Raw genomic sequence first — 21,765 nt, forward strand, 5'->3', positions numbered from 1 at the left:
TTGCCGACAAGCAAACGACTTTTCCCGTTACCATAAAAATTTCCAACAGGAGACCCCTCATGTCTGTCATGCAGTTCACCTCGCCTGCCCCGGTGGAAGGGCAGGGCTACGGCATCAACTGGGATACCGCCGAACAGCGCGTTCAGGAGCTGAAGGATTTTCTGATGACCGCCCCCCAGGTCATGGACCCCGAGCGTCTTCGCTGCCTTCTGGACGTGTATGACGAGTTTGCCGGAGAATCCACGCTTTACATCCGTGCAAAGCTGTTCGAACGCGTTTTGCTGACCAAGAAGATATTTCTGGACGGCAATCCCATCGTCGGCACGCTTACGGGCATACGCTGCGGCGTGAATCCGTATCCTGAATGGAACGTGTCGTGGATCAAGGACGAAATGCAGCTCGCCAAGATGACGTCCCTCGGCGAAATGAAGATCCCGAAGGAAACGGAAGAGCTGCTCGAAAAGGTCTACAAGAAGTGGAAGAACCGTACCTGCATTGCCCTGAACAACAAGATGTACAAGGACAAGTACGGTGTGAATCCTGCGCAGTACTCCAAGGCCGGCATGTACTACGACAACGTGAGCGTGGCTTCCGGCTCCGGCATTGCCGACTATCCCAAGGCGCTGAACAAGGGACTGCGCTGGGTGGTGGACGATTTGAAGGCACGTCTGCATGACTGCCCCACCACGCTGGACAACAAGGAAAGGCACGACCTTTACCGCGCCATGATCGTGGCCACGGAAGCCGTCATCGCCCATTCCCACCGCTATGCGGAACTGGCGGAAAAGACGGCCGAGGCTGAAACCGATCCGAAGAACAGGGCCGAACTGCTGGAAATCGCGGAAATCTGCCGTCGCGTGCCTGAATATCCCGCGCGCAACTTCCGTGAAGCCATCCAGTCCTTCTGGTTCATTCATCTCGCCATTGAAGTGGAGCAGATGGCCTGCGCCACCTCTCCGGGCCGTTACGGTCAGTACATGTATCCCTTCTACAAGAAGGACATCGGTGAAGGCAGGCTGACGAAGGAGCAGGTCATCACCCTGCTGAAGTTCCAGTGGATCAAGCACATGGAACTCGGCGAATATCAGGGCGGCTCCTATGCCAAGACCCTGTCCGGCCACACCGGTCAGACCATCACCATCGGCGGCGTGGACGCCTATGGTCGCGACGCCAGCACCGAGCTCGAGGAGCTGCTGCTCGAAACGCAGATCCGCATGCGCGGCATCCAGCCCACGCTGACGCTGCTCTATCATCCCAAGCTCAAGGCTTCCTACATGAACAAGGTGGTGGACTGCATCCGCGGCGGCTCCGGCCAGCCTCAGATTCTGAACAATACCGTGGTCATCGAGCGCAACCTTGCCCGTTTCGCCCAGTACGAAGGCGGCATCACTCTCGAAGATGCCCGCAACTGCGGCAACTACGGCTGCGTTTCCACCGGCATCTGCGGCAAGGGCAGCTTCATCACGCAGGAAGATCAGCCCTGCCTTGCCAAGGTCGTGGAGCTTCTGCTTCACAACGGCAAGGATCCCTCGACGAAGAAGGTCGTGGGCGTGCAGACCGGCGACCCCTGCGAATTCAAGAGCTTTGAGGAAATGTACGATGCCTGCAAGCAGCAGCTCCGGCATCTGTTCACCATCTCCCGTCATCACTCCGATCTCAGCCAGATGGCCCGTCTGCAGGTGGTGCCGAGCATATTCCGCTCCGTCATGTACGACGGCTGCATTGAGAAGGGCATGTGCGAGGAGGCGGGGGGTACCCGCTATCCGCAGGTCAATCCCATCATGACCGCCGGTGTGGACGCCGCCAATTCCCTGCTGGCCATCAAGCATCTGGTGTTCGACACGAAGAGGATCACCATGGCCCAGCTTCTGGAAGCGCTGAACGCCAACTTTGAAGGTTACGAGGACATCCGCAAGATGTGCTTCGAGGCCCCCAAGCACGGCAACGACTATCCTGAAATCGAGGAATTCGTGCAGCGGTTCTACCGCGACGTGGACGAAATTCACAGCTCCATCGGTCCGGACTGCTTCGGTCACAGAACTCCTCTGGACGCCTATTCCCTTTCGTACCACAACTACTTCGGCTCTCTCATGGGCGCTCTGCCCACGGGCCGCAAGGCAGGTGTGGCCCTTACCGACGGCAGCGTGTCCGCCATGCCCGGCACCGACCATGAAGGCATCACCGCCCTCATCAAGTCCGGCGCGGAGGCCATCGACACCGTGCGCTACGGCGCCAACCACTTCAACGTGAAGTTCCTGCCCTCCGCACTGGAAGGTCCGCAGGGAGCGCGCAACCTCATTTCGCTCATCAAGACCTACTGCGACTACGGCGGTTCGCACATCCAGTTCAACTGCGTGAGCTCCGACACGCTGCAGGACGCGCAGGATCATCCTCAGGAATACAAGGATCTCGTGGTCCGCGTGGCCGGATTCAGTGCCTACTTCACCCGCCTCGACCGCGGCGTGCAGAATGAAATAATCAAGCGTACGGAATACGCCCAGTAATCACCGCAAGGCGGCGGAGCGCCGCTCCGCCGCCCCGGTTCCGGGGAGGAGAGCCATGAGCAGGGGAACGGTCTACAACATTCAGCGCATGTCCACCAAGGACGGCCCCGGCATCAGAACCACCGTGTTTCTGAAAGGCTGCCCGCTTCGCTGCCTGTGGTGCAGCAATCCCGAGTCTCAGAGCTTCTCCCCCGAGCTTTTGTTCTTCCGGGAACTGTGCACGGGTTGCGGAGCCTGTGAAAAGATCTGCCCGGCCGGAGCGATACGCATGGAAGACGGCGTGTCCGTTCTCGACAGGGAAGCATGCCGTTCCTGTGGTGCCTGCGCAGGCGTCTGTCCCACCAAGGCCAGAGAAATGAGCGGCCGGGAAATGAGCGTGGACGACGTTCTGGCCGTGGCCCGCAAGGATGCGCTCTTCTATGAGAATTCCGGCGGCGGCGTGACTTTCGGCGGTGGAGAGCCCACGGCCGCGGGGCAGTTCTTTCTCGATCTTCTGGAAGCCTCGCTCTGCGAGGGCTGGCACGTCACCGTGGACACCTGCGGCTTCTGTCCGGAAGAGCGTTTCGACAAGGCCCTTGCGCTGGCGGATCTTTTTCTTTTCGACTGCAAGCACATGGATCCTGAAGAGCATCGGAAGCTGACCGGGCGGGACAACGCGCTCATTCTCCGCAACATGGATGCGGCGCTCAGGTCCGGCAGGGAAGTGCGCATACGCATGCCGCTCATGCCCGGCCTCAACGATTCCGATGAGAATCTGGCCGCCATGGCGGAATTTTTCGGCAGATACGGCCGTTCTGAAATCGAGATCATGCCGTGTCATGCCTTCGGACGAAACAAGTATCAGGCCCTCGGCAAGCCGTTGCCCCCGGTGGATCAGTACTCGCCGGAAGCTCTTCGCGAGGTTCGGGAACGCTTCGAGAGACACGGCCTTTCCACCATTGTCGCATGACAAGAGAAAACAACCAAGGAGCAGCCATGTTTACCGTGACCATAGGCGAGGAGATGCTGGAAAAGCTTCGCGCCATGCTGGAAGATGAAGATGAGGAAACCTGCATCCGCCTGCGGGAGTACAAGGTCGGCGGCGGATGACACTGCAAGATCGTGCTCGGTCTGGGCATGGAAGAGATGGATGAGGACGAGGACGAAAAGATCGTCGTTGAAGACGTTCCGTTCATCGCGGACAGGGATTTTCTGACAAAGTACGGCAAGGCTTACGAGCTGAGCTTCAACGAAGACAGGCAGGTCGTGCTGACGGCTTCGGGCGTCTGAGCAAGGGCGTTTTGAAGAAGTCCTTCCGGGGACAGGTTCTCCGGAAGTGTCCGGCATCCGGAGCGGAGCCGTCGGCTGAGCCTGCTGAAAGCACGGGAGAGAGACCATGTTTGCAGTAACCGTCAATGAAGAGATGCTGAAGAAACTCCGTTCCATGCTGGAAGACGAGGATGAAGGCGTATGCGTCCGTCTGCGCGAGTATACGCTGGGCGGAGGCTGCCGTTCCCGCATCATTCTCGGTCTCGCTCTGGAAGAGATGGATGAGGATGAGGACGAGAGCATGACTGTGGAGGATGTGACCTTCATTGCGGACAGCGATTTTCTGCTGAGGTACGGCCGGAAGTTTGCCCTGACCTTCAACGAAGAAAAGCAGGTCGAGGTAAGGGCCCTGGAGTCCGACGACTGAGGCAGGGCGCTTCCTGCTGAAAGACGCGGGCAGCCGCCGTTCCCGGATTCCCGCCGATTCAGGCCCGCCTTTCGGGACTTGTCCCGGAGGCGGGCTCTGCCGTGAAACGACGGTGCCCTCCGCGAAGCAGAAGAGCTCGGGGCCGTTGCGGGCGGTTCGGGAACGGACACGTTTTTGCGGGAGGAGAACCATGGACAGTTCCGATTACGCGCGCATGCATGATTTTCTCATGCGCACCCTTCGCCTCATGCATGAGCCTGTGGGCATGACCTTCATTTTTGACGACGAAAGCCTGAACGAGGTTCAGAAACGGGGAGGATACTGTGAGCCCGTTCGTCCGCTTACCTTTTGTCAGGCCGAACTCGGAGCACGCATGGAAGGGCATTCCGTGCTTCTGGAGATGAAGAAGCTCTGGTGTCTTGACGCCCGCTGTTCGTTCGGCGTGGACGAGGTGAGCGACGCGGTGGTGCGCGATCTTCTGCGCTTCGGTACGAGCGAGAAGCAGGTGCGCGCTTTTGTGGAAAGCAAGCCGCGCATGGAAAGGGCGCCTCTTGCCGTGCTCATGCAGCCCCTCCGCTTATGCGCAGGAGAGCCGGACGTGGTGCATTTCTGCTGCGACAACATGCAGGCCTATCATCTGGTGGACGACTGGATGGCGGTTGCCGACGTGCATCCCTTCCGCCCGTCCCTCAGCATCAATTCCGCGGTGTGCGGCGGCACGGCGTTCAGCTTCATCCACGGTCAGGCCAACATGACGCTGGCCTGTGCGGGCAGCTACAATTCCGGCAAGATGGAACGCGGCGAAATCAACGTCATGATTCCCGGCGCGCACATCCATGCCGTGGTGCTGCGCATGGCTTCCCGGGTGGAGAAGACGGGCGGCGTTTCCCTCACCCGTACGGGTCAGCCCTTCCCGGGGGCGGACATCTGTCAGAACTGTCCGCTCATCGTGTTCAGGGAAAAGGAGCCGCGTCAAACCGGAGAAGTCTCGTAACGTAAAATTTCAGCAGTTTTGAAGTGCCGAGAAAGAACACGGCAAAGGGCCCGCACAGGAACAGGCGTTCCTGCCCGGGCCCTTTTTCAGAAAAGACAGCCGAGGCCATGCGGCGACACAGGCTTTTTTCGGGCAAAGGCCGAGCTTCTGCCGGAGCGCTCGCGGTCCGGCAAAGGAGGCGTCAGAACAGACTGAGCTGACTTGCCGTGGTTCTGGTGTGCCGCGTCAGCTTTACGGCATGAAAGTGCGAGAGCGGCAGCAGCGGCGAGGGCGGAAGCGAGAGCTTGTGACCGTAGAGCGTGCGCGTGACGGCCGAGGAAAGGAACACCGCTTCCGACGCTCTCGTTATGCCCACGTAAAGCAGTCGTTCCTCTTCTTCCACGGGAGGAGGGGTGAAGTCGTCTTCCTTGTGGAGAAGCGCACCGACGCCGCGGAAGGGCAGAAGCCCGTCTTCCGCACCGGGAATGAAGACCACCTTGAATTCCAAGCCTTTGGATGCGTGCAGCGTCATGAGCTGCACATACTCCGCCTGGCCCTTCACCATGTCCAGTTCCCTTCGGAAGGACACGAATTCCAGAAGTCCGGGCCAGCCGTCGTGTTCCTTCCATGCAAGCCGGAGGCGCTTGAAGGCCGTGGATTCGGCAAAAAGCGGATCGAAGCGGTTCGGACAGCGGGCCAGAACGGCGTCCGGTCCCTGCGCCCAGACGTCCACGGGCACGTCGTCCAGCGCGTCTTCCTTCCAGTCGTCGCTTTCCTGCGCGGCGGGAGCCATGGCCACAAGCAGCGGAAAGCGGCTGGCGTCGAGGAAGGCGGCTTCCTTCTTCGTGTGCTCTTCCCGGCGATGCATGCGGGCTGCGGCCTGAAGCAGCGCGTCCGCCCTCTCATCGGTCCAGAAGGCTTCGGTTTCGGGGGCGGAGCAGGGAATGCCCCGGCGTTCCAGCGCCGCGCGTATGGGATCCATGAGCGCCTTGATGCGGCAGAGCACCGCGATTTCTCCGGGACTGCATGAGCCTGATTCGAGATGGCAGCCCGCGAGGCTTTCGTGCAGGTCGGCCTGCTGATGGGACGTGCCGCCGACGAGGTAGGCTATGCGGTCGGCAATCCAGGCGGCCTCCTTCTCGGCGCTCGGCGCGGCCATCCATTGCAGGGTGGCGGAAGAGCCGGTGACGGAGGAGAGCTCGCCGCAGGCGCCGTGACCGGCAAGGGCGTCGTGTCCGGCCTCCAGAATGGCGGCCGCGGAGCGGTGACTTTCGGTGAGTCCCAGCACGTGAAGCTGCGGCCAGCGGGCACGCAGCGCGTCTTCTATGCCGGAATCCGCGCCGCGGAAGCCGTAGATGGACTGGTCGGGATCGCCTATGCCGAAGAAGCCCGAGCCGTCTGCCGGGGTAAGGGCTTCCACAAGGGCCTTCTGCAGCGGCGAGAGATCCTGCACCTCGTCCACAAGAATGTGCTTCCAGGGCTTGGCGGCGCCGTAGTTTCTGCTTTTGAGCTCATGCAGCCAGGTTTCCGGCAGATCGGTGTAGTCGGCAAGATTGCGCTCCTTTTTCCACTGCCGGTAGCGCCGTGCCGGAGATTCGAGCTCTTCGGGCATGGAAAGAGTTTCGCGGCCGAGCTCCATGCGGTCGTAAAGGCGTGAGGCCTCCTTTGCGCCGAGGCCGGGATTGGCCGAGGCAAAGGCCTTGCGCGCGCCTTCTTCGGAAAGGACCACGGGCGCTTCTCCGGGCCAGTGCTTCAGGGCAAGGGCGTGGAGCGTGTCGGTTTCGGGCAGCTCGACCGGCTCGTCGTCCGGGCCGCGCAGCGCCGAAGCGAGCCTTGCGCGCATTTCCTCCGCTGCGCGCCGCGTGAAGGTCACGGCCACGATGTCCGAAGCCTTCACGCCGTCTTTCAGAAGGCGCACCAGTCTGCCGACAAGCGTTCTCGTCTTGCCTGCGCCCGGGCCGGCAAGCACCAGCACCGGGCCGGGGCCGGCGTTGAGAGCTTCCCGCTGCATGGGGCTGAAGGTGTCCGGCGCATAGGAGCTCTTCAGCCCGGCGTCGCTTTTTTTGCGCGCGTCCGATTCAGCGCTTTTTTTCGGCCCGTCCGGCGTCAGGCTTTTTTTTTGAGCCCCTGCGCCTCGTTTCGGCAGCGGGGTGCGCCTCGCGGAGGGCACGCGTTCCAGTAGCGACGGTTCGTTTTCCCGTTCTTCAAAAAGGCGTATGGTGCCGTATTCGCCGTCGTAGCCGCCGTGACGCATGACGCGGCCTGCGCGCATTCGGGCGACGGCTTCGCCGAGCTCCGGCCACGCGTGACGAAGATCGTCCTCGGGCGTGTCCATGAGAATGGTCATTTCCGAACCGAACCGGCTCAGCAGATCGGCATACTTTTCCTGCGTCTTTTTGGTCTTTGAACCGCAGTGCAGGATTTCACCGAGAATTTCCGGCAGAGGAATGAGCGATTGAAAGTCCTTTCCCGGACAGGGCGGCTCGGTACGGTCGGCCAGCTCGAGCACGCGATGCAGCACGCCCACGGTGAGCGGCTTGCCGCAGACGGGGCAGATGTTGCCCATTTTCATGCTCTCCGCAGGCTCGAGCACCACGCCGCAGGCGCGGTGTCCGTCGAGATGATACTTGCCCTCTTCGGGGAAGAATTCCAGCGTGCCCCTGTAGAGGGTGTTTCCTTCTTTCTGATGCAGCGCGTCGAAGATGCTGTCGTAGCTCGCCGCACCGTCGAAGAGCGTGGCTTCGCGCGCGAGGTTTTCGCCGGAATGGGCGTCGGAGCTCGACACCATGAGCAGTCTGTCGAGGTGGCTCCAGCAGCGGTTCATGTCCGGGTCGGAGGAAAGACCGGTTTCCGCCGCAAAAATGTGGGGCGTCAGATCCTCGAAGCATTCCTCGAGGCTGTTGAATCCGGACTTGGAGCCGAAGAGGGCGAACCACGGCGTCCAGATGTGGGCGGGAATCATGAAGGCACGGGGAATGTCCAGCACCATGGAAAGCAGATCCTTCACGTCCAGGCCGAGTATGGGACGGCCGTCCGACTTGAGGTTGCCTATGGCTTCCAGCTTTTCACAGAGCCGGTCGGCGGACTCAAAATCCGGCATGTAGACCAGACTATGTATCTTGCGTACCGCTCCGTTTTTCTTGTAGATAGAACTGATTTCCGCCTCGAGCATGAACTTGGGCTCGTGAGGCTCGAGGCCTGCGAGCTGCGGAATTTCCCGGGCCATGTCGTCGCGGGAAAGCGGCGTCTTCAGGCGGAACAGGCCGCTTTCTTCGTCCTGTTCGAGAGCGTCGCGCAGCTCCTGTCGCCATGCGGGATGGGTGAAGTCGCCCGTGGCCAGAACGTCTATGCCCTTGACGGATGCCCATGCCGCGAGATGGGGCACGGTGAGGCGCGAACTTGTGGCTCGGGAAAAACGGGAATGTATGTGCAGGTCTGCTCGGAACATGGATGACTCGCGGCGGGAAAGGGTCGAAGAAGGAGGGCCGGACGACGTGCGTCCGGCGATGGAACAGCGGACATTGTTATAGCGGGAACGCGCACGTTGCGCAATGACGACAGAGGGGTGCAAGCGGCATGAACGAGGAAGAAATGCGGCCGGAAGAGACAAGGTTTCCCGCCGGGCTGGAACAGCCGGAAGGGAGTTTTCGATTCAGCGGCGACGCGCTGCTGCTGGCCGATTTTTCCGCGGGCCTTGCCCTGCCTGAAAACGCTTTTTTTGCCGATCTGGGAACGGGGTGCGGCGTGGTGGCTCTGGCCGCGCTGCAGAAAAGACCGCTGTGGCGCGGCGTGGGACTGGAAGTGCAGCCGAGTCTTGCCGGAGCGGCGGGACGCAACGCCTCAAGACTGGGACTTGCGGAGCGCTTCTGCGCCCTGGAAGGGGACGTGTCTTCTTCCGAAAGTCTGCGAGCGGCAAGAATCGCTCTGGCGCGGCAGAGCGGCGCGTCCTCTGGAAGTCTTCCTCTTTTTGACGCGGTGTTCTGCAACCCTCCGTGGCGTCGCGAGGGCGAGGGGCGTCTTCCCCCCTCTCCGCTGCGCAGAACGGCGCTTTTCGGCACGGAGCGCACCTTTCCCGTCTTTTTTTCGGCGGCCGACGCCCTGCTGAAGAGCGGAGGATGCCTGGCCGCGGTGAGCGGCGCGGAGCGCACCGCGGAACTGCTTGCCGCACTGCCGGTCAGAATGCGTCCGGAGAGGCTGCGCTTCGTGTTTACGAGGCCGGACGCTCCGGCAACGTTCGTGCTGCTCATGGCAAGGAAGAACGGCCGTTCGCGCCTTTGCGTGGACAGGGTGGACGGCGTTGACTGAAGGCAGGCGTCCGGCACCCCCGGGCAGGGAGTGCCGCCGTGCGAAGAGAGACCTTCCCTTGCTAGCGTTCCGACCAGATGAGACGCTTGTTCTTGACGTTCAGTCTGCCGAGGGGAAGGCCGTTCCAGCGAAGCAGCGCCGTGCGCGCGCCTGCGGGAACCGAGGAAGGGGCGGGCAGGCTCTGTCCCTGCAGAATGCCCGATATGATGCGCAGCCCTTCCGTGCCTTCCAGATCCACATGAGCTCCGGGGCCTTCGATGCGCACGCGCGGGGAAAGGCGCAGGTCGCCGTTCTTGCCCGCCTTGCCCATGTAAAGCCCCTGCCAGTGCAGCTCTTCGGGCAGCATGGCGAGCGCGGATACGGGCAGCGCGTGCAGGCTTGCGCCGAACATGCCTATTTCGGCGTGCACGAGCCGCGGGTCGAGCCCCTGTTCGCGAAGCTGGCGCTCGCTGACGACTTCGGCCTGAACCGGGTGTTCCGTGTACGGCACGGGACCTTCGCTGCGGCCGCTCTTGCGCAGCCTTGCCACGAAGAAGCCCTGGGTGTCGCCCATTTTCGGCGAAAGGCACCACACGCCCTCGCAGCCCTGCGGGGGCTGAAGGTCGAATCCCGGCACGTCTCCGAGGGGTTCGAGCTCGAGTCCGAGTTCTTCGCGGGCGAAAAGCACCTGTTTTTCGTTTTCCTCCACATCCGTGGTGCAGGTGGAGTACACCACCACGCCGCCGGGCCTGAGCAGTCTTGCCGCCTCGCGCAGAAGGTCCTTCTGCAGCCGGATGAGCGGGGCTACCTTGTCGTCCTTCCAGATGTCCATGACGCGGGGATTCTTTTCCACCGTGCCCCAGCCGGAGCAGGGAGGATCGAGCTGAATGTAGTCCCATGAGGCGTCGGGCAGGGGGAGCTTTTCTCCGCTCTGACAGCAGGTCACGGTCTGCGTCAGACCCATGACGTGCAGGTTGCGGCGCAGGTTGGCAAGACGAACGGGCGAAGGCTCGTTGCCGAGCACCATGCCGTGCGGTCCCACGAGCCAGGCAAGCTCGCTGGTCTTGCTGCCCGGGCTCGAGCACATGTCGAGCACGGATGCGCCCTTCGGCGGATCAAGCGCTATGGGCGGCAGCATGGAGGCCCTGTCCTGAATGTAGATGAGGCCGAAGAATCCCGCGAGGCTGTTTCCGAGCGGGCCCGGTCCTTCCACGAGACGCCGGGCGGGCGCAAAGAAGGGGTCGGGTTCAAAGCGGAACCCCTGCAGACGGAGCATTTCCTCCGCAACGGGAATTTCCTCGGGGGCGCAGGCGAATCGGAAGGAACGGCGTGCTGTGGTCATGTTCTCTGAAATGGGCTGATGCTGGTGCGATTGTTACAAAAAGGCCGGGGCCGCGCTGTTGCCGTTTGGGGCGAGAAAGTGTAGAGTCCCTTGCAAATCCTTCAAGGAGTATTGTATGTCCAGACGTTTTCTGCCCGCCATATGGGCATTTACCCTTCTGTTCCTGATGATGCAAGTGCCCGCCATGGCGGCCACCTATGTGGTGGCTCCATTCTCGGTGTCCGGCGCTCAGGGATATTCCTATCTCGGACAGGCCGTGCCGTCCATGCTGACGTCGCGTCTCTATCTTCAGGGCAAGTTTGAACCTGTCGGACGTCAGGATGCTGCGCTGAAGGAAAAGGCTCCCGCCTCGAAGGATGCCGCTTCCGCCATGGCCCGCAAGTTCAGTGCGGATTATGTGATATGGGGCAGCGTCACCGTCATGGGTGATCAGGCCAGCCTGGACGTGAGCGCGCTTTCTCCCGACGGCAAGGTCTGGAAAGAGGCCGCCACGAGTCCTGTGAACGCCCTTATCGGCGGCGTGCAGAACGTGGCCGACAGCATCAACGTCGAGGTGTTCGGCCGTACCGACGTGGCCCGTGCCTCCGGGGCTTCTTCCGGGGCTCCCAGCAGTGCCTTCGTCATGAACGAGTCCTACGGCCGCGTGCAGAACGGTACGTACCTCAATCCTTCCCTGCGCTATCAGGGCACCGAGGACGAACGCTCTCAGATCCGCAGTCAGATGCTCGGCTTTGAATGCCTCGGCATGGAAGTGGCGGACATCAACGGCGACGGCAAGAACGAGGTGCTGCTGCTCAACGACAATACGCTGAACGCCTATGTATGGAGGGACGGCAACAGGCTCGTGGAGATAGGTTCCTACGACATTCCCGCCTCCATGAAGCCCGTGCTTGCCCGCCATTTCAAGCAGGACGGCAAAAACTACGTCATACTCACCGGTTACAACAAGACTGATTCTTCCGCCTATTCCCAGGTTCTGCAGTTCTCGCAGGGCAAGTTCAACGTGGTGGTGCGCAACGTGCGCCGCTATCTCAACGTGGCCAAGATTCCTCCGCTCTACGCCCCCACGCTCATCATGCAGGACAGCGACCGCAGCAAGGTCGTGAGCGGTTCCGTGTATGAAGGCCGCATCCGCGGAGACGACGTGGTGCGCGGAGGCAAGCTCTCCAACCTGCCCTCGCAGGCCACCGTGTTCAACTTCTCCTGGATTCCCGCGGACAAGGGCAAGAGAGGCGATCATCTGGCGCTCATTGCCGAAAACGAGACCCTGCTTACCTTCGACGATCGCGGTCATCGTCTTGCCGGCACCGAGGACACCTACAGCGGCAGCTCCGTCTATGTGGAAGGCGACCGCGGCATAGGTGCGCTTTCCGCCAGCCGCGAGAGCTCCGACATGGTGCTTTACTATGTGCCCATGCGCATGCCCGTCGTGGATCTCGACCGCGACGGCCGCTACGAACTCATCGCCAACAAGCCCGTCACCGCCGCCGGCAAGCTGTTCTCAAACTACCGCACCTATCCGCAGGGCGAAATCCACGCCATGCTGTGGAACGGTATGGGCATGGAGCTTCTGTGGAAGACCCGCCGCATCAAGGGCACGGTGTGCGACGTGAGCGTTGCCGACGTGAACAACAACGGCAAGATCGATCTCGTGGTGAGCGTCAACTCCTACGCCGGTCTTGGCTCCGGCATCAAGACCCGCTGCGCCGTGTACCTGTATCCTCTGGACACGACCATGGTCAAAGCAACGCCCAATTATCAGGAATAACTTTTCGTTCAGGTCATTCGGGGGTGTCATGTCAGACAAGAACGATTCGGCCACCGTGCTGCCGGAAGTGACGTTTTCGACCTTTGTGCTTTCTCTCGCCTCTTCGGCGCTGGTGCATCTCGGAGAGGTGCCCAATCCGGAAACGGGAAACACGTCCCGCAACGAGGCCCTTGCCCGCAATGCCATAGACGTGCTCACCATGCTCGACGACAAGACGCGCAACGGTCTCACGCCCGAAGAAAGCAAGCTCATGCGCGACGTTCTTTATGAGCTGCGCATGAAGTTCGTGGCGCGTTCCTGACGCACCTCTCACCGTCAACGGGCCGGTTTCCGGCCCTTTTCTGGAGTTTTGCCATGCTGCGAGCCGGACTGGTCGGCGTAACGGGCTATACCGGGATGGAACTTTCCCGAATTCTGGCTTCCCATCCTTCCATCAGGCTGACCGCCGCCACTTCCCGACAGGATGCCGGCCGGAGGCTGGATGCCGTGTATCCTTTTCTGCAGGGGCTTCCGGGCGCCGACGTCGTGCTCATGGAGCCCGACGCGGAAGCGCTGGCCGGGATCTGCGACGTGGTCTTTCTTGCCGTGCCTCACGGCGTGGCCATGGAAATCGGCGCCGCGCTCTATGATGCCGGCGTGAAGGTCGTCGACCTGTCGGCGGATTTTCGTCTGCGCGATGCCGACGTGTACGAAGCCTGGTACAAGCCCCACACGCGCAGGGAACATCTTGCGCACGCCGTGTACGGCCTGCCTGAAATCTACGGGGAGCAGATTCGCGGGGCGAGACTCGTGGCCAATCCCGGCTGCTATCCCACGGCTTCCATCCTCGGGCTGTATGCCGCGCTTCGGGGCGGCATAGTCCGTACCGACGACATCGTCATCGATGCCAAGTCCGGCACCACCGGCGCGGGCCGCAAGGCCGTGGTGAGCTCCCTGTTCTGCGAGGTGGCCGATTCCTTCCGTCCCTACAACATCGGCGGCAGACATCGCCACACGCCGGAAATCGAGCAGGAACTGTCCGTTGCTGCGGGAACGCCCGTCACGGTGTCGTTCAATCCGCATCTTCTGCCCATCAGCCGGGGCATTCTCGCCACCATCTATACGAAGCTGACGAGCCAGCTCTCTCAGGCCGACGTGCAGGCCATGTATGAGGACTTCTGGAAGGACAGCCCCTGGGTGCGCGTGCTGCCCTCGGGAAAGCTGCCGGAAACCCGCAACGTGCGCGGCACCATGTTCTGCGACATCGCCGTCACCGTGGATGAACGCACGGGACGGCTCATCATAACGTCGGCCATCGACAACCTGTGCCGCGGTGCATCCGGTCAGGCCGTGGCCAACGCCAATCTCATGTTCGGTCTTCCTGTGGAAACGGGACTGGGCTTCGCCCCGCTGGTTCCGTAGAAAACGACGACACATGAAAAAGAGGACGACAGCGTCTGCTGCCGTCCTCTTTTTTTATGTGTGCGTTTCGCCCCCGGAACAGGGCTGCGGCGTCCTGGGGTCGGGAGGAAGGGTCTTTGAGAAGTTCTCCACCAGAAATTCCCAGAACAGACGCTCTGCCAGAGAGATTTCCGGGGCGCGTATGGCCACGATGGGGGCGCTGTGATCAAGTTCTTTTATGGGAATGCTTTTTGCCACCATCATGCCTTTGCGCACGCGGTAATCGTGCTGAAACATGGTTCCGGCCTGAATGAAGACGGCCTCGTTGCGTATGACGAGATCGAGGATGTCGTTTCTGTTGGCCAGACGGTATTCTCCGCCGAAGTACGGAGCATAGCGGGAGGAAACGTGGTCCGAGCTGTGGGAGTAGTAGGCAATGTGCAGCTTTTTCAGATCTTCGGGCTCAAGTTCGTCCTTGTGCGCCAGCGGATGCCCCGATCCTATGAACATCTTGCGTTCGTCGGTGTAGAGGGGAACTATTTCACAACCCATGCCCCGCGCCTGTTCACGGATTTTCAAACCCATGCATACCAGCGTGACCGCAATGTTGGAACGGCCGCTTTTCAGGTCGGCGATGATGTCCACGTTGGGCACGTTGCGCACAAAGACATTGATTTTCGGATGCAGCTTTGTGAAAGGAAGCACGATCACGCTCGTCAGATGAAAGGACAGCAGCGGCTGCGCGCATACGGCCAGCGAACCTCCCGCCTCCACGCTTTTTCCTCTGGCCTGTATGTTCTGCACGAGGTCCAGAATGGCGTGCGCATCGCGATAGGTGAGACGTCCGAGAGGGGTAAGGCTGACGCCGCTGTTGCCGCGCTTGAGCAGCGGACTGCCCAGTTCCTTTTCCAGACTCCGCACGGCGGCGGAAACGGCAGGCTGAGAGATCCCCAGACGCTGTGCGGCGGCGCTGATGGCTCCAGCGTCGGCGGTAGCCACAAAATATTCCAGCTGCTCCAGGCGCATTTCTACCTCCCCTGAACGGTTGACGGAGCTGTGTCCGTGCGGATTGAAATTCTGCCGTGACGGTCGGACAAGGCCTGCTCCATGTCGTATCCTAACCCGTATGTTCTCATTCAGGCAAGGCTATTTCCTCTCCCATAATTCAAACTGATATCCAGCCATTGATAATTAATATTTTTCTTTTTATCAGTTTTCTTTATTAATATTAATTCATAAGAGAGCGCTGTTCTTATATGTGCATTTACGGTCACAGAAGCAGTTTTATTATTGTGTATTAATGGACTGCTTTTTTTTACTATTCCTCATGTGAATAAAATTTTTTTCATCTAAAATGGCTTGATAAGGTCATTTTATTTGATTTTCAATGGGATGGAGGTAGGACATGAGTTTTTCATTAACGAAAAATGGACCGAAATTCTATGTAAATCTCGCAGTCATGATTCTTATCATGGTAGTATTTCGGTTTATTACACCTCCGGAAGGACTGACTTCTGATGGACTTGCAGTGGTTGGTGTCTTTTTCGGCGTTCTTTATGGATGGCTTTTCATCGACATGATCTGGCCGTCCTTCATGGGACTTGTCGTTCTCGGCATGACGCTGCCGCAACCCATGGATACCGTGCTGGGCGGGGCTTTCGGCAACAACACGTACCTGCTTCTGCTCTTCTTCTGCATGGTGGCCAGCATCATCAATGCGGCCGGCATAGCCGAATATGTGGCCCGTCGCATCATCTGCGTTCCCGTCGTCGTCGGAAGGCCGTGGGTCCTCGTGTTCATGCTCTGCATCGCCATGTGTGCCCTGGCGACCATGCTGACCATGACAGCCGCCGTGCTCGTGGCGTTCCCGCTCATCAAGGAAGTCTGCCGGCAGTACGGCTACAAGCCCGGCGACACATTTCCCATGATTCTGCTGCTTGCCATGCTGTACGTTGCCGACATCGCATACATGATGCTGCCTTTCAAGAGCCTTCCCGCCATCGTGTTCGGCATTTACGGCCAGATGAGCGGCGGCCAGGAAATCAATCTTGCCGCGTATGTGGGCGTGACCGGCCTGCTTCTTCTGCTTTCCATCTTCTTCGTCATATTCATCTGCAAGTACGTGCTCAAGGCCGACGTGTCGCCCATTCTGGAAACCCGCGACTGCATGCACTTCGACGAACAGCTTTCCCCCTATCAGAAGACCATCCTGTGGTCGTTCCTCGGCCTGATCGTGCTTCTTCTTCTGCCCAACATCCTTCCCGGCAGCTGGGCTCTTTCCAAGTTCCTCAAGGCCATGGGCAACAACGGCATTCTGCTCGCCTACATCGGCCTTTATCTCATGCTGAACTTCAAGGAAGGCATCAGCCTGAGAGAAATCATGCACAAGTCCGTGGCCTGGCCTGCGCTCTTCCTTGTGGCGGCCGTGCTCAGAATCACCGGAGCCTTTGAAGCTACCGGCGTGACCAAGTTCATCGCCGACACCTGCGAACCTCTGCTCGCCGGCTTCAGCGGCAACCTGCTGGTGTTCATCGTCGTGTGCACCACGACCCTGTGCACGCAGCTCACTAACAACAATGCCTGCGCGGCCACCTTCGCTCCCATCGCCTACACGCTGGCCGTGGCCAACGGCACCGTCGATCCTCAGGCTCTTCTCTCCTGCGTCATTCTTTCCTGCACCCTCGGCATCGCCACGCCCGCCGCGGCCACCACGTCCGCCATTCTGTACGGCGACACGGAATGGGTGCATCAGAGAACGGTCATCAAGTATGCAACTTACTTCTGGGTATTCAATATCCTGCTGCTCTCCTTTGTAGGCTATCCGCTCATGACCATCGCCTTCTAAAAGGCTCTCCCCTGAAAAGGCGTCCGGCTCTGCCGGGCGTCTTTTTTTCGCGGGCGGCAGTCGTGCTGATCGGCGGGCCGCCCGCATGTTTAACACCGGAGGTCGTTATGAAAAAGCTGCCCCTTTACCTTGCTCTGTCCGCTGCTTTAGCCGCGATGCTGTCTTCGTCCGTCATGGCGGCGGAAGTGGCATTTCCTGAAAAGCGTCTTCCTTCCATGAACGCAAAGCCGCGTTCCGTTGCTCCCGCGGCAACCATCGCCGAAAAGGCGGACATAGACGGATTTCAGCGCACCTGGAAGCTCTATGTGCCGGAACGATGCAAGGGCGACAGGCCGGTTCCGCTGGTGGTGGCGCTGCACGGCTTCGGCGGGCCGAGCATGGATTATTCCAGCGCATGGCACATGACGGCGGAGCGCGAGGGGTTCATCGTCCTGTATCCCGAAGCCGTGTCCCCCAAATGGTGGAACATATGGGAGCTTCGGAGCGATGCTCCTGACGACGTGAGCTACCTGGACTACGTCATTGAGGACACCTGCAGGAAATACGCCGTCGATCGTTCCCGAATCTATCTCACCGGCGTTTCCATGGGCGACAACATGGCGACGACCTACGCCTTCCGCAGGGCCGACAGGCTGGCGGCAGTGGCGCCTACGGACGGTCCCACGCTTCCTTCCATTCTGGTGGACCCGAAGAGCGGAGATTTCCGCATGAGGCCGGAGTTCGCCGTGCCTTCGTTGCGTCTGCACGCCGAGCTGGACAGCATGGCCGGACTTCCCTCCACCTATCAGCAGTATTCCATCACCCAGAGTGAATACGACAGAGTGGTTCCCCTGGCTGAGAGACGGGCGCTCAGGCACATGATGGATGAAAGCATGAAGAAGCTGTGGCTCGAAAAGAACGGATGTGCCGCCCTGCCGAAGCTTCATCTTGATGAAAGGCGCAATTTCGCCATATATGCCGGGGCGGATCACTGCGACTATGTGGCCTGTTCCACGCTGGGAGAAGGGCACGGCGGCGGTTTTGAGCGCTCCGACCTTCTGTGGGACTTCCTTTCCTGCTTTGCCCGCAAGGACGGCAAGGTCATCCGCGTCAGGACGGCCTCTCCCGTTGTCGCCGACCGCAACGCCGTGGCCATAGCGGCCGGTGCTCGGCGTGCCTACGTGGACAACACGCTGGTGGACATGCCGAAGGGCATGGCCATGGAGCGCAGCGGCGAGCTTTTTCTGCCGGTCTCCTTCCTTCCTGCGGCATTCCCCGGCACGGAATTTTCCATGGACGGAAAGAGCGAAACGGCCGTGGTGACCTGGAGGGGAAAGACCCTGAAAATGGGAGCCTCCCGCCCCCTCATGCTTGTGGACGACCGTGTGCTCGACTGTCCTGAACCCTTCATGGCCGAAGGCGAACTCATGGCCCCCGCACGTACTCTGGCCCGTGACTTTTACATCATGCACTATGACGACGAGTTTGAGGCTGCCTACATCTCCGAGCAGCCTGCCAGACTGAGCTATGATTTTGCCGCCGATTTTCGCGTCATGCTCGGCAGGGACAAGGCACCGGGGGCCGACATCGCCATGGAAAAGGCCGCGGTGAAGAAGATTCTCGATTCCCGCAGCAGGTAGGCAGGGAAGGGAGAAGGGCGCCCGTCGCACGGAGGCTTTTCTCCCGAAGGCTGCAAGGCGGAGAACTTTCGTTTCGGTAAGGCTCCGCGTTTCCGTGCAGAGAACAGAATGCCTTCAGGGGCGGGGATATCCCCGCCCTTTTTCATGCGGAATGAGGAAACGAACCGGAAAAGCCCCGGCGAAGGACCGGGGCAGGAGGAAGATGGAGCTTCGGGAAAGCTCGGGAAAACGGAAGATTCCGAAGGAGAAGTCTTTCAGAGGTTGCAGGAGAACTGTTCGATAAGATAGTCCCAGAAAAGTTTTTCGATGGAGGAGAGTTCCGGCGCGTGCAGGGCGAACACATCGGCCCGGCTGTCCACTTCCGTCAGAGGAATGGGACGTTCCACGATGAGCTTTTCCATGACTCGGTAGTCATGGCGGAAAAGGTGACAGGGCTGGATGAACACGGCTTCGTTCTTGATGACGAGATCAAGGATGTCTTCCTTGTTCGCAAGCCGGTAGGGCGTGCCGAAAAATGGTTCATAATTGCGGGAAACCTGATCCCTCACATCGGAATAGTAGGCCAGATTCAGGGCCTTGAGGTCCTCGCGGGAGAGCTGCTTTTTGGAAGCCAGAGGGTGCGTCGTTCCCAGGAAGAGACGTCGCTCGTCGGTGAACAGATGCTGCGATTCCCAGCCCATGGCACAGATCTGTTCAATGAGTCTGTTGTTGCCGGGCAGAGTGGTGAGCGCAATGTCCGCGCTCGTGGTCTTGAGTTTGGCTATGATGTCGTAGTTCTGGGAACTGTGCACGAAGATGGTGATCTTCGGATAGAGCTTCTGAAAGGGGACTATGATGTTCGGGGTGATGTAGCAGCTGATGATGGGCGTGCAGGCCAGATGTATTTCTCCTTCCGGTTCCTGCTCATGATACTGGCTGTACCAGCCGTTGATGATGTTGAGTATGCCCACGGCGTCGCTGTGAATTTTCTCTCCCTCCGCGGTGAGAAATATGCCGCGGTTTGTGCGCTTGAAGAGGGATATGCCCAGCTCTGTTTCCAGACTCTTGACCGAGGCGGACAGCGCCGGCTGAGAGATGTGCAGCGTTTCCGCCGCCTTGCTTATGGAGTGAAGTCGCGTGATTTCAATGAGATAACTCAGTTGTTCAAGCCGCATGACAAACTCCTTTCCGTAACTTTTCGGCAATGACCGCACAGCAGTGATTTTAATTTGCGGCAATAACCATATATTGTAGGTTTGTTATCTGCAATATCAGCAATAAGTTAAAATAAACTGGGGGCGGAAAAACGAACGCTTTTCCACCCCCGCAGAACAGATGAACTTCAGTTACAGGGTAAGGCCGGCGTCGAAGCCGGTATGCACGGCGTGCACGATGCTGGAGGCCTTCACGCAGTCGCCCACGCTGATGACGTCGAAGGCCACGTCCTTGAACTGGTCGCGTTCCTGGGCAAGAGGCTTGGTGCCCACGGAGATGATGACGGTGTCGGCTTCAATGAACTGTCTGCCGTCCTCATTTTCCACCCACACGCCCTTGTCGGTGATTTCCTGGCAGGTGGTCTTGACCATGGTTTTGACGTTGTTCTTCTTCAGATGGATCATGTAGGCGGTGCGCTCGGTGAGCTCCGTCTTGGAAGCGAGGTATTCGGCCATTTCCACGATGGTGCACTCATGGCCGAGGCCGTTCAGATGAATGCCGAGCTCCACGCCGATGGCGCCGCCGCCGATGATGACGACCTTCTTGCCGACCTTGTCTTCATGACCGAACACGTCGAAGGACATGGTGGCCTTTTCCACGCCGGGGATGCGGGGAACGATCTGTTCCGCGCCCACGGCCACGATGACGGCGTCGAAGTCGTTCTGATCGATGATTTCGGGGGTGGCTTCGGTGTTGTAGACCACGGTGATGGAGGGACGCTTCTTGACCTGGCGTTCCAGATATTCGTGGAACAGCTTCATTTCCTTCTTGAACCACATGGGATCGGAGAGAAGGGCCTGTCCGCCGAGGCGGTCGGTCTTTTCGTAGAGCACCACGGAATGGCCGCGGTCGGCGCAGCTTATGGCGGCGTTCATGCCGGCCACGCCGCCGCCGATGACGGCGACCTTCTTATGACGGTCGGACGGCGGAATGCGCAGCTTCTGGGCGCTCTGGAACTGCAGCGGGTTGACCATGCAGGTGCGGTCGTAGCTCGGATAGGTGAGCAGATGCAGATCTTTGGAAATGGCCACGCGGCGGCCGTGATCGAGGCAGTAGTCGCAGCGCAGGCAGGGACGGATGTCGTCCTCGCGGCCTTCCTTGGCCTTCTTGATGATTTCAGGATCGGCCATGGCGGAGCGGCCCATGAGCACGTAGTCGGCCTGTCCCTTGGCGAGCACTTCTTCGGCGATTTCGGGGCTGTAGATGCCGCCCACCACGCCGATGGGGATGGACACGCCGGACTTCTTCACGATTTCGCTGGCCCAGGCGTTGTGCGCCACGGGATCGAAGCCGGTAGGATGCATCTTGGGACGGGTGAGGGCGTCGATGCGGTGGCCGCAGGTGATGTGCACCATGTCCACGTAATCCTGGAAGATCTTGACCTGTTCGGCCGTTTCTTCGGGCATGATGCCGCCTTCAACGCCGTCGGTGCCGTTGAGTCGCAGTTCGATGAGCAGGCTGTCGCCCACCACGCGGCGGATTTCCTTGATGACCATGAGCGGGAAGCGGCAGCGGTTTTCAATGGAGCCGCCGAACTCGTCGGTGCGGTGGTTGGTGAGCGGAGAGAGGAAGTAGTTGAACAGCCAGCCGTGGCCGTAGTGCAGCAGCAGACCGTCGAAGTTGGCGATCTGCGCCCAGTGCGCGTATTCGCCGAACAGGGAGGCCACTTCCTCCATGTCTGCCACCGTGGCCGCCACGGAGCCGAGATGCGGCTCGTCGTCGGCGGAAATCTTCTTGAAGCCAGCACGCATGTAGGGACCGCCGTGCAGAAATTCCGCGAAGGTCTTGCCGTTGAAGGCGTGCACGGCGCGCTGCAGGCGCTGGAAGTTCATCTGGTTGCAGGTCTTGGGGTTCAGGTTGAACATATGTTCATGGCTGCCGTCGATGGGCACTTCCATGGGCAGGGCCACGGAGGAGAAGCCTCCCTGTATGTAGCGCATCCAGAAGTCGATGCCGAAGGTGTTGATGCGGCCGTCGCTGTCTTCGCCGCCGCCGGTGGCGCCGGTGCCGATGGGCGCAACGCGAACCCTGTTGTTGAAGAGCACCTTGTTCTTGCCTACGTACATGGGTTCAAAAAGATGAGGATATTTTTCCTTGTATATCGGTTTCATGGCAAACTCCTGGGGTATTTTGGGCATCCGCCTTCCGCGGATGCCCCGTGCATCTTTTGAAGGAATCCGG

16 protein-coding genes are annotated in these 21,765 nt (G+C 60.0%); 11 read left to right on the forward strand and 5 right to left on the reverse strand.

Features of this window, described 5'->3' with window-relative positions; genetic code table 11:
• Positions 1-59: 59 nt before the first annotated feature.
• The 5 genes from QZZ60_RS01660 (at position 60) to QZZ60_RS01680 (ending at position 5,173) form a co-directional block, all read left to right on the forward strand.
• Positions 60-2,504 carry a glycyl radical protein gene (locus tag QZZ60_RS01660; protein WP_295636927.1) on the forward strand — a complete coding sequence of 815 codons (2,445 nt, stop codon included), beginning with the start codon at positions 60-62 and terminating at the stop codon, positions 2,502-2,504.
• A 55-nt stretch (positions 2,505-2,559) separates the two neighbouring features.
• On the forward strand, positions 2,560-3,453 hold the full coding sequence (locus tag QZZ60_RS01665) for a glycyl-radical enzyme activating protein (RefSeq protein WP_295636931.1): 894 nt from the start codon (positions 2,560-2,562) through the stop codon (positions 3,451-3,453).
• Positions 3,454-3,479: 26 nt separating this feature from the next.
• Entirely contained in the window at positions 3,480-3,773 is a 294-nt protein-coding gene (locus tag QZZ60_RS11420) for an ErpA-related iron-sulfur cluster insertion protein (RefSeq protein ID WP_367119398.1), read from the forward strand.
• Positions 3,774-3,879: 106 nt separating this feature from the next.
• Positions 3,880-4,179 carry an ErpA-related iron-sulfur cluster insertion protein gene (locus QZZ60_RS01675; protein WP_295636937.1) on the forward strand — a complete coding sequence of 100 codons (300 nt, stop codon included), beginning with the start codon at positions 3,880-3,882 and terminating at the stop codon, positions 4,177-4,179.
• A 190-nt stretch (positions 4,180-4,369) separates the two neighbouring features.
• Positions 4,370-5,173, forward strand: a complete 804-nt coding sequence (locus QZZ60_RS01680; protein ID WP_295636939.1) for a DUF169 domain-containing protein — start codon at positions 4,370-4,372, stop codon at positions 5,171-5,173.
• A gap of 181 nt (positions 5,174-5,354) precedes the next feature.
• Here QZZ60_RS01680 and QZZ60_RS01685 read toward each other — a convergent pair whose 3' ends face one another.
• Positions 5,355-8,600, reverse strand: coding sequence for a UvrD-helicase domain-containing protein (locus QZZ60_RS01685; protein WP_295636942.1), 3,246 nt, complete (start codon positions 8,598-8,600; stop codon positions 5,355-5,357).
• Between the two features lie 128 nt (positions 8,601-8,728).
• On the opposite strand from QZZ60_RS01685, the gene QZZ60_RS01690 reads away from it, so the two are divergent.
• The gene (locus QZZ60_RS01690) at positions 8,729-9,457 is read left to right on the forward strand and encodes a methyltransferase (RefSeq protein ID WP_295636945.1); all 729 of its coding nucleotides are present in this window, start codon (positions 8,729-8,731) and stop codon (positions 9,455-9,457) included.
• 61 nt (positions 9,458-9,518) lie between these two features.
• Here QZZ60_RS01690 and QZZ60_RS01695 read toward each other — a convergent pair whose 3' ends face one another.
• A complete protein-coding gene (locus QZZ60_RS01695) occupies positions 9,519-10,778 on the reverse strand; it encodes a methyltransferase domain-containing protein (RefSeq protein ID WP_295636947.1) in 1,260 nt (419 codons plus the stop codon).
• A gap of 115 nt (positions 10,779-10,893) precedes the next feature.
• Here QZZ60_RS01695 and QZZ60_RS01700 point away from each other — a divergent pair, with 115 nt between their 5' ends.
• From QZZ60_RS01700 to argC, 3 genes are read left to right on the forward strand one after another with little or no spacing between them, the layout of a single operon-like run.
• Positions 10,894-12,546, forward strand: coding sequence for a VCBS repeat-containing protein (locus tag QZZ60_RS01700; protein WP_295636949.1), 1,653 nt, complete (start codon positions 10,894-10,896; stop codon positions 12,544-12,546).
• Between the two features lie 28 nt (positions 12,547-12,574).
• Positions 12,575-12,847, forward strand: a complete 273-nt coding sequence (locus QZZ60_RS01705; protein WP_295636951.1) for a DUF1844 domain-containing protein — start codon at positions 12,575-12,577, stop codon at positions 12,845-12,847.
• Between the two features lie 53 nt (positions 12,848-12,900).
• A complete protein-coding gene (gene argC, locus QZZ60_RS01710) occupies positions 12,901-13,947 on the forward strand; it encodes an N-acetyl-gamma-glutamyl-phosphate reductase (RefSeq protein WP_295636954.1) in 1,047 nt (348 codons plus the stop codon).
• Positions 13,948-14,001: 54 nt separating this feature from the next.
• Here argC and QZZ60_RS01715 read toward each other — a convergent pair whose 3' ends face one another.
• Positions 14,002-14,952, reverse strand: coding sequence for a LysR family transcriptional regulator (locus tag QZZ60_RS01715; RefSeq protein WP_295636957.1), 951 nt, complete (start codon positions 14,950-14,952; stop codon positions 14,002-14,004).
• Positions 14,953-15,331: 379 nt separating this feature from the next.
• Between QZZ60_RS01715 and QZZ60_RS01720 the strand changes: the two genes are divergently transcribed.
• Both QZZ60_RS01720 and QZZ60_RS01725 read left to right on the forward strand, forming a co-directional pair.
• The gene (locus tag QZZ60_RS01720) at positions 15,332-16,771 is read left to right on the forward strand and encodes an SLC13 family permease (RefSeq protein WP_294446022.1); all 1,440 of its coding nucleotides are present in this window, start codon (positions 15,332-15,334) and stop codon (positions 16,769-16,771) included.
• Positions 16,772-16,878: 107 nt separating this feature from the next.
• Entirely contained in the window at positions 16,879-18,390 is a 1,512-nt protein-coding gene (locus QZZ60_RS01725; protein ID WP_295636960.1) for a PHB depolymerase family esterase, read from the forward strand.
• A gap of 254 nt (positions 18,391-18,644) precedes the next feature.
• Here the strand turns inward: QZZ60_RS01725 and QZZ60_RS01730 are convergent, their stop codons facing one another.
• Both QZZ60_RS01730 and QZZ60_RS01735 read right to left on the reverse strand, forming a co-directional pair.
• Positions 18,645-19,544 carry a LysR family transcriptional regulator gene (locus QZZ60_RS01730; protein WP_295636962.1) on the reverse strand — a complete coding sequence of 300 codons (900 nt, stop codon included), beginning with the start codon at positions 19,542-19,544 and terminating at the stop codon, positions 18,645-18,647.
• Between the two features lie 171 nt (positions 19,545-19,715).
• Positions 19,716-21,695, reverse strand: coding sequence for an NAD(P)/FAD-dependent oxidoreductase (locus QZZ60_RS01735; protein WP_295636965.1), 1,980 nt, complete (start codon positions 21,693-21,695; stop codon positions 19,716-19,718).
• Between the last annotated feature and the right edge of the window lie 70 nt (positions 21,696-21,765).

This window comes from uncultured Mailhella sp. (assembly GCF_905187505.1).
Taxonomy (GTDB): Bacteria; Desulfobacterota; Desulfovibrionia; order Desulfovibrionales; family Desulfovibrionaceae; genus Mailhella.

Bases quoted from the DNA above. Each gene is read 5' to 3' on its own strand.
- QZZ60_RS01660 (WP_295636927.1), top strand. From the start codon at position 60: ATGTCTGTCATGCAGTTCACCTCGCCTGCCCCGGTGGAAGGGCAGGGC.
- QZZ60_RS01665 (WP_295636931.1), top strand. From the start codon at position 2,560: ATGAGCAGGGGAACGGTCTACAACATTCAGCGCATGTCCACCAAGGAC.
- QZZ60_RS01675 (WP_295636937.1), top strand. From the start codon at position 3,880: ATGTTTGCAGTAACCGTCAATGAAGAGATGCTGAAGAAACTCCGTTCC.
- QZZ60_RS01680 (WP_295636939.1), top strand. From the start codon at position 4,370: ATGGACAGTTCCGATTACGCGCGCATGCATGATTTTCTCATGCGCACC.
- QZZ60_RS01685 (WP_295636942.1), bottom strand. From the start codon at position 8,600: ATGTTCCGAGCAGACCTGCACATACATTCCCGTTTTTCCCGAGCCACA.
- QZZ60_RS01690 (WP_295636945.1), top strand. From the start codon at position 8,729: ATGAACGAGGAAGAAATGCGGCCGGAAGAGACAAGGTTTCCCGCCGGG.
- QZZ60_RS01695 (WP_295636947.1), bottom strand. From the start codon at position 10,778: ATGACCACAGCACGCCGTTCCTTCCGATTCGCCTGCGCCCCCGAGGAA.
- QZZ60_RS01700 (WP_295636949.1), top strand. From the start codon at position 10,894: ATGTCCAGACGTTTTCTGCCCGCCATATGGGCATTTACCCTTCTGTTC.
- QZZ60_RS01705 (WP_295636951.1), top strand. From the start codon at position 12,575: ATGTCAGACAAGAACGATTCGGCCACCGTGCTGCCGGAAGTGACGTTT.
- argC (WP_295636954.1), top strand. From the start codon at position 12,901: ATGCTGCGAGCCGGACTGGTCGGCGTAACGGGCTATACCGGGATGGAA.
- QZZ60_RS01715 (WP_295636957.1), bottom strand. From the start codon at position 14,952: ATGCGCCTGGAGCAGCTGGAATATTTTGTGGCTACCGCCGACGCTGGA.
- QZZ60_RS01720 (WP_294446022.1), top strand. From the start codon at position 15,332: ATGAGTTTTTCATTAACGAAAAATGGACCGAAATTCTATGTAAATCTC.
- QZZ60_RS01725 (WP_295636960.1), top strand. From the start codon at position 16,879: ATGAAAAAGCTGCCCCTTTACCTTGCTCTGTCCGCTGCTTTAGCCGCG.
- QZZ60_RS01730 (WP_295636962.1), bottom strand. From the start codon at position 19,544: ATGCGGCTTGAACAACTGAGTTATCTCATTGAAATCACGCGACTTCAC.
- QZZ60_RS01735 (WP_295636965.1), bottom strand. From the start codon at position 21,695: ATGAAACCGATATACAAGGAAAAATATCCTCATCTTTTTGAACCCATG.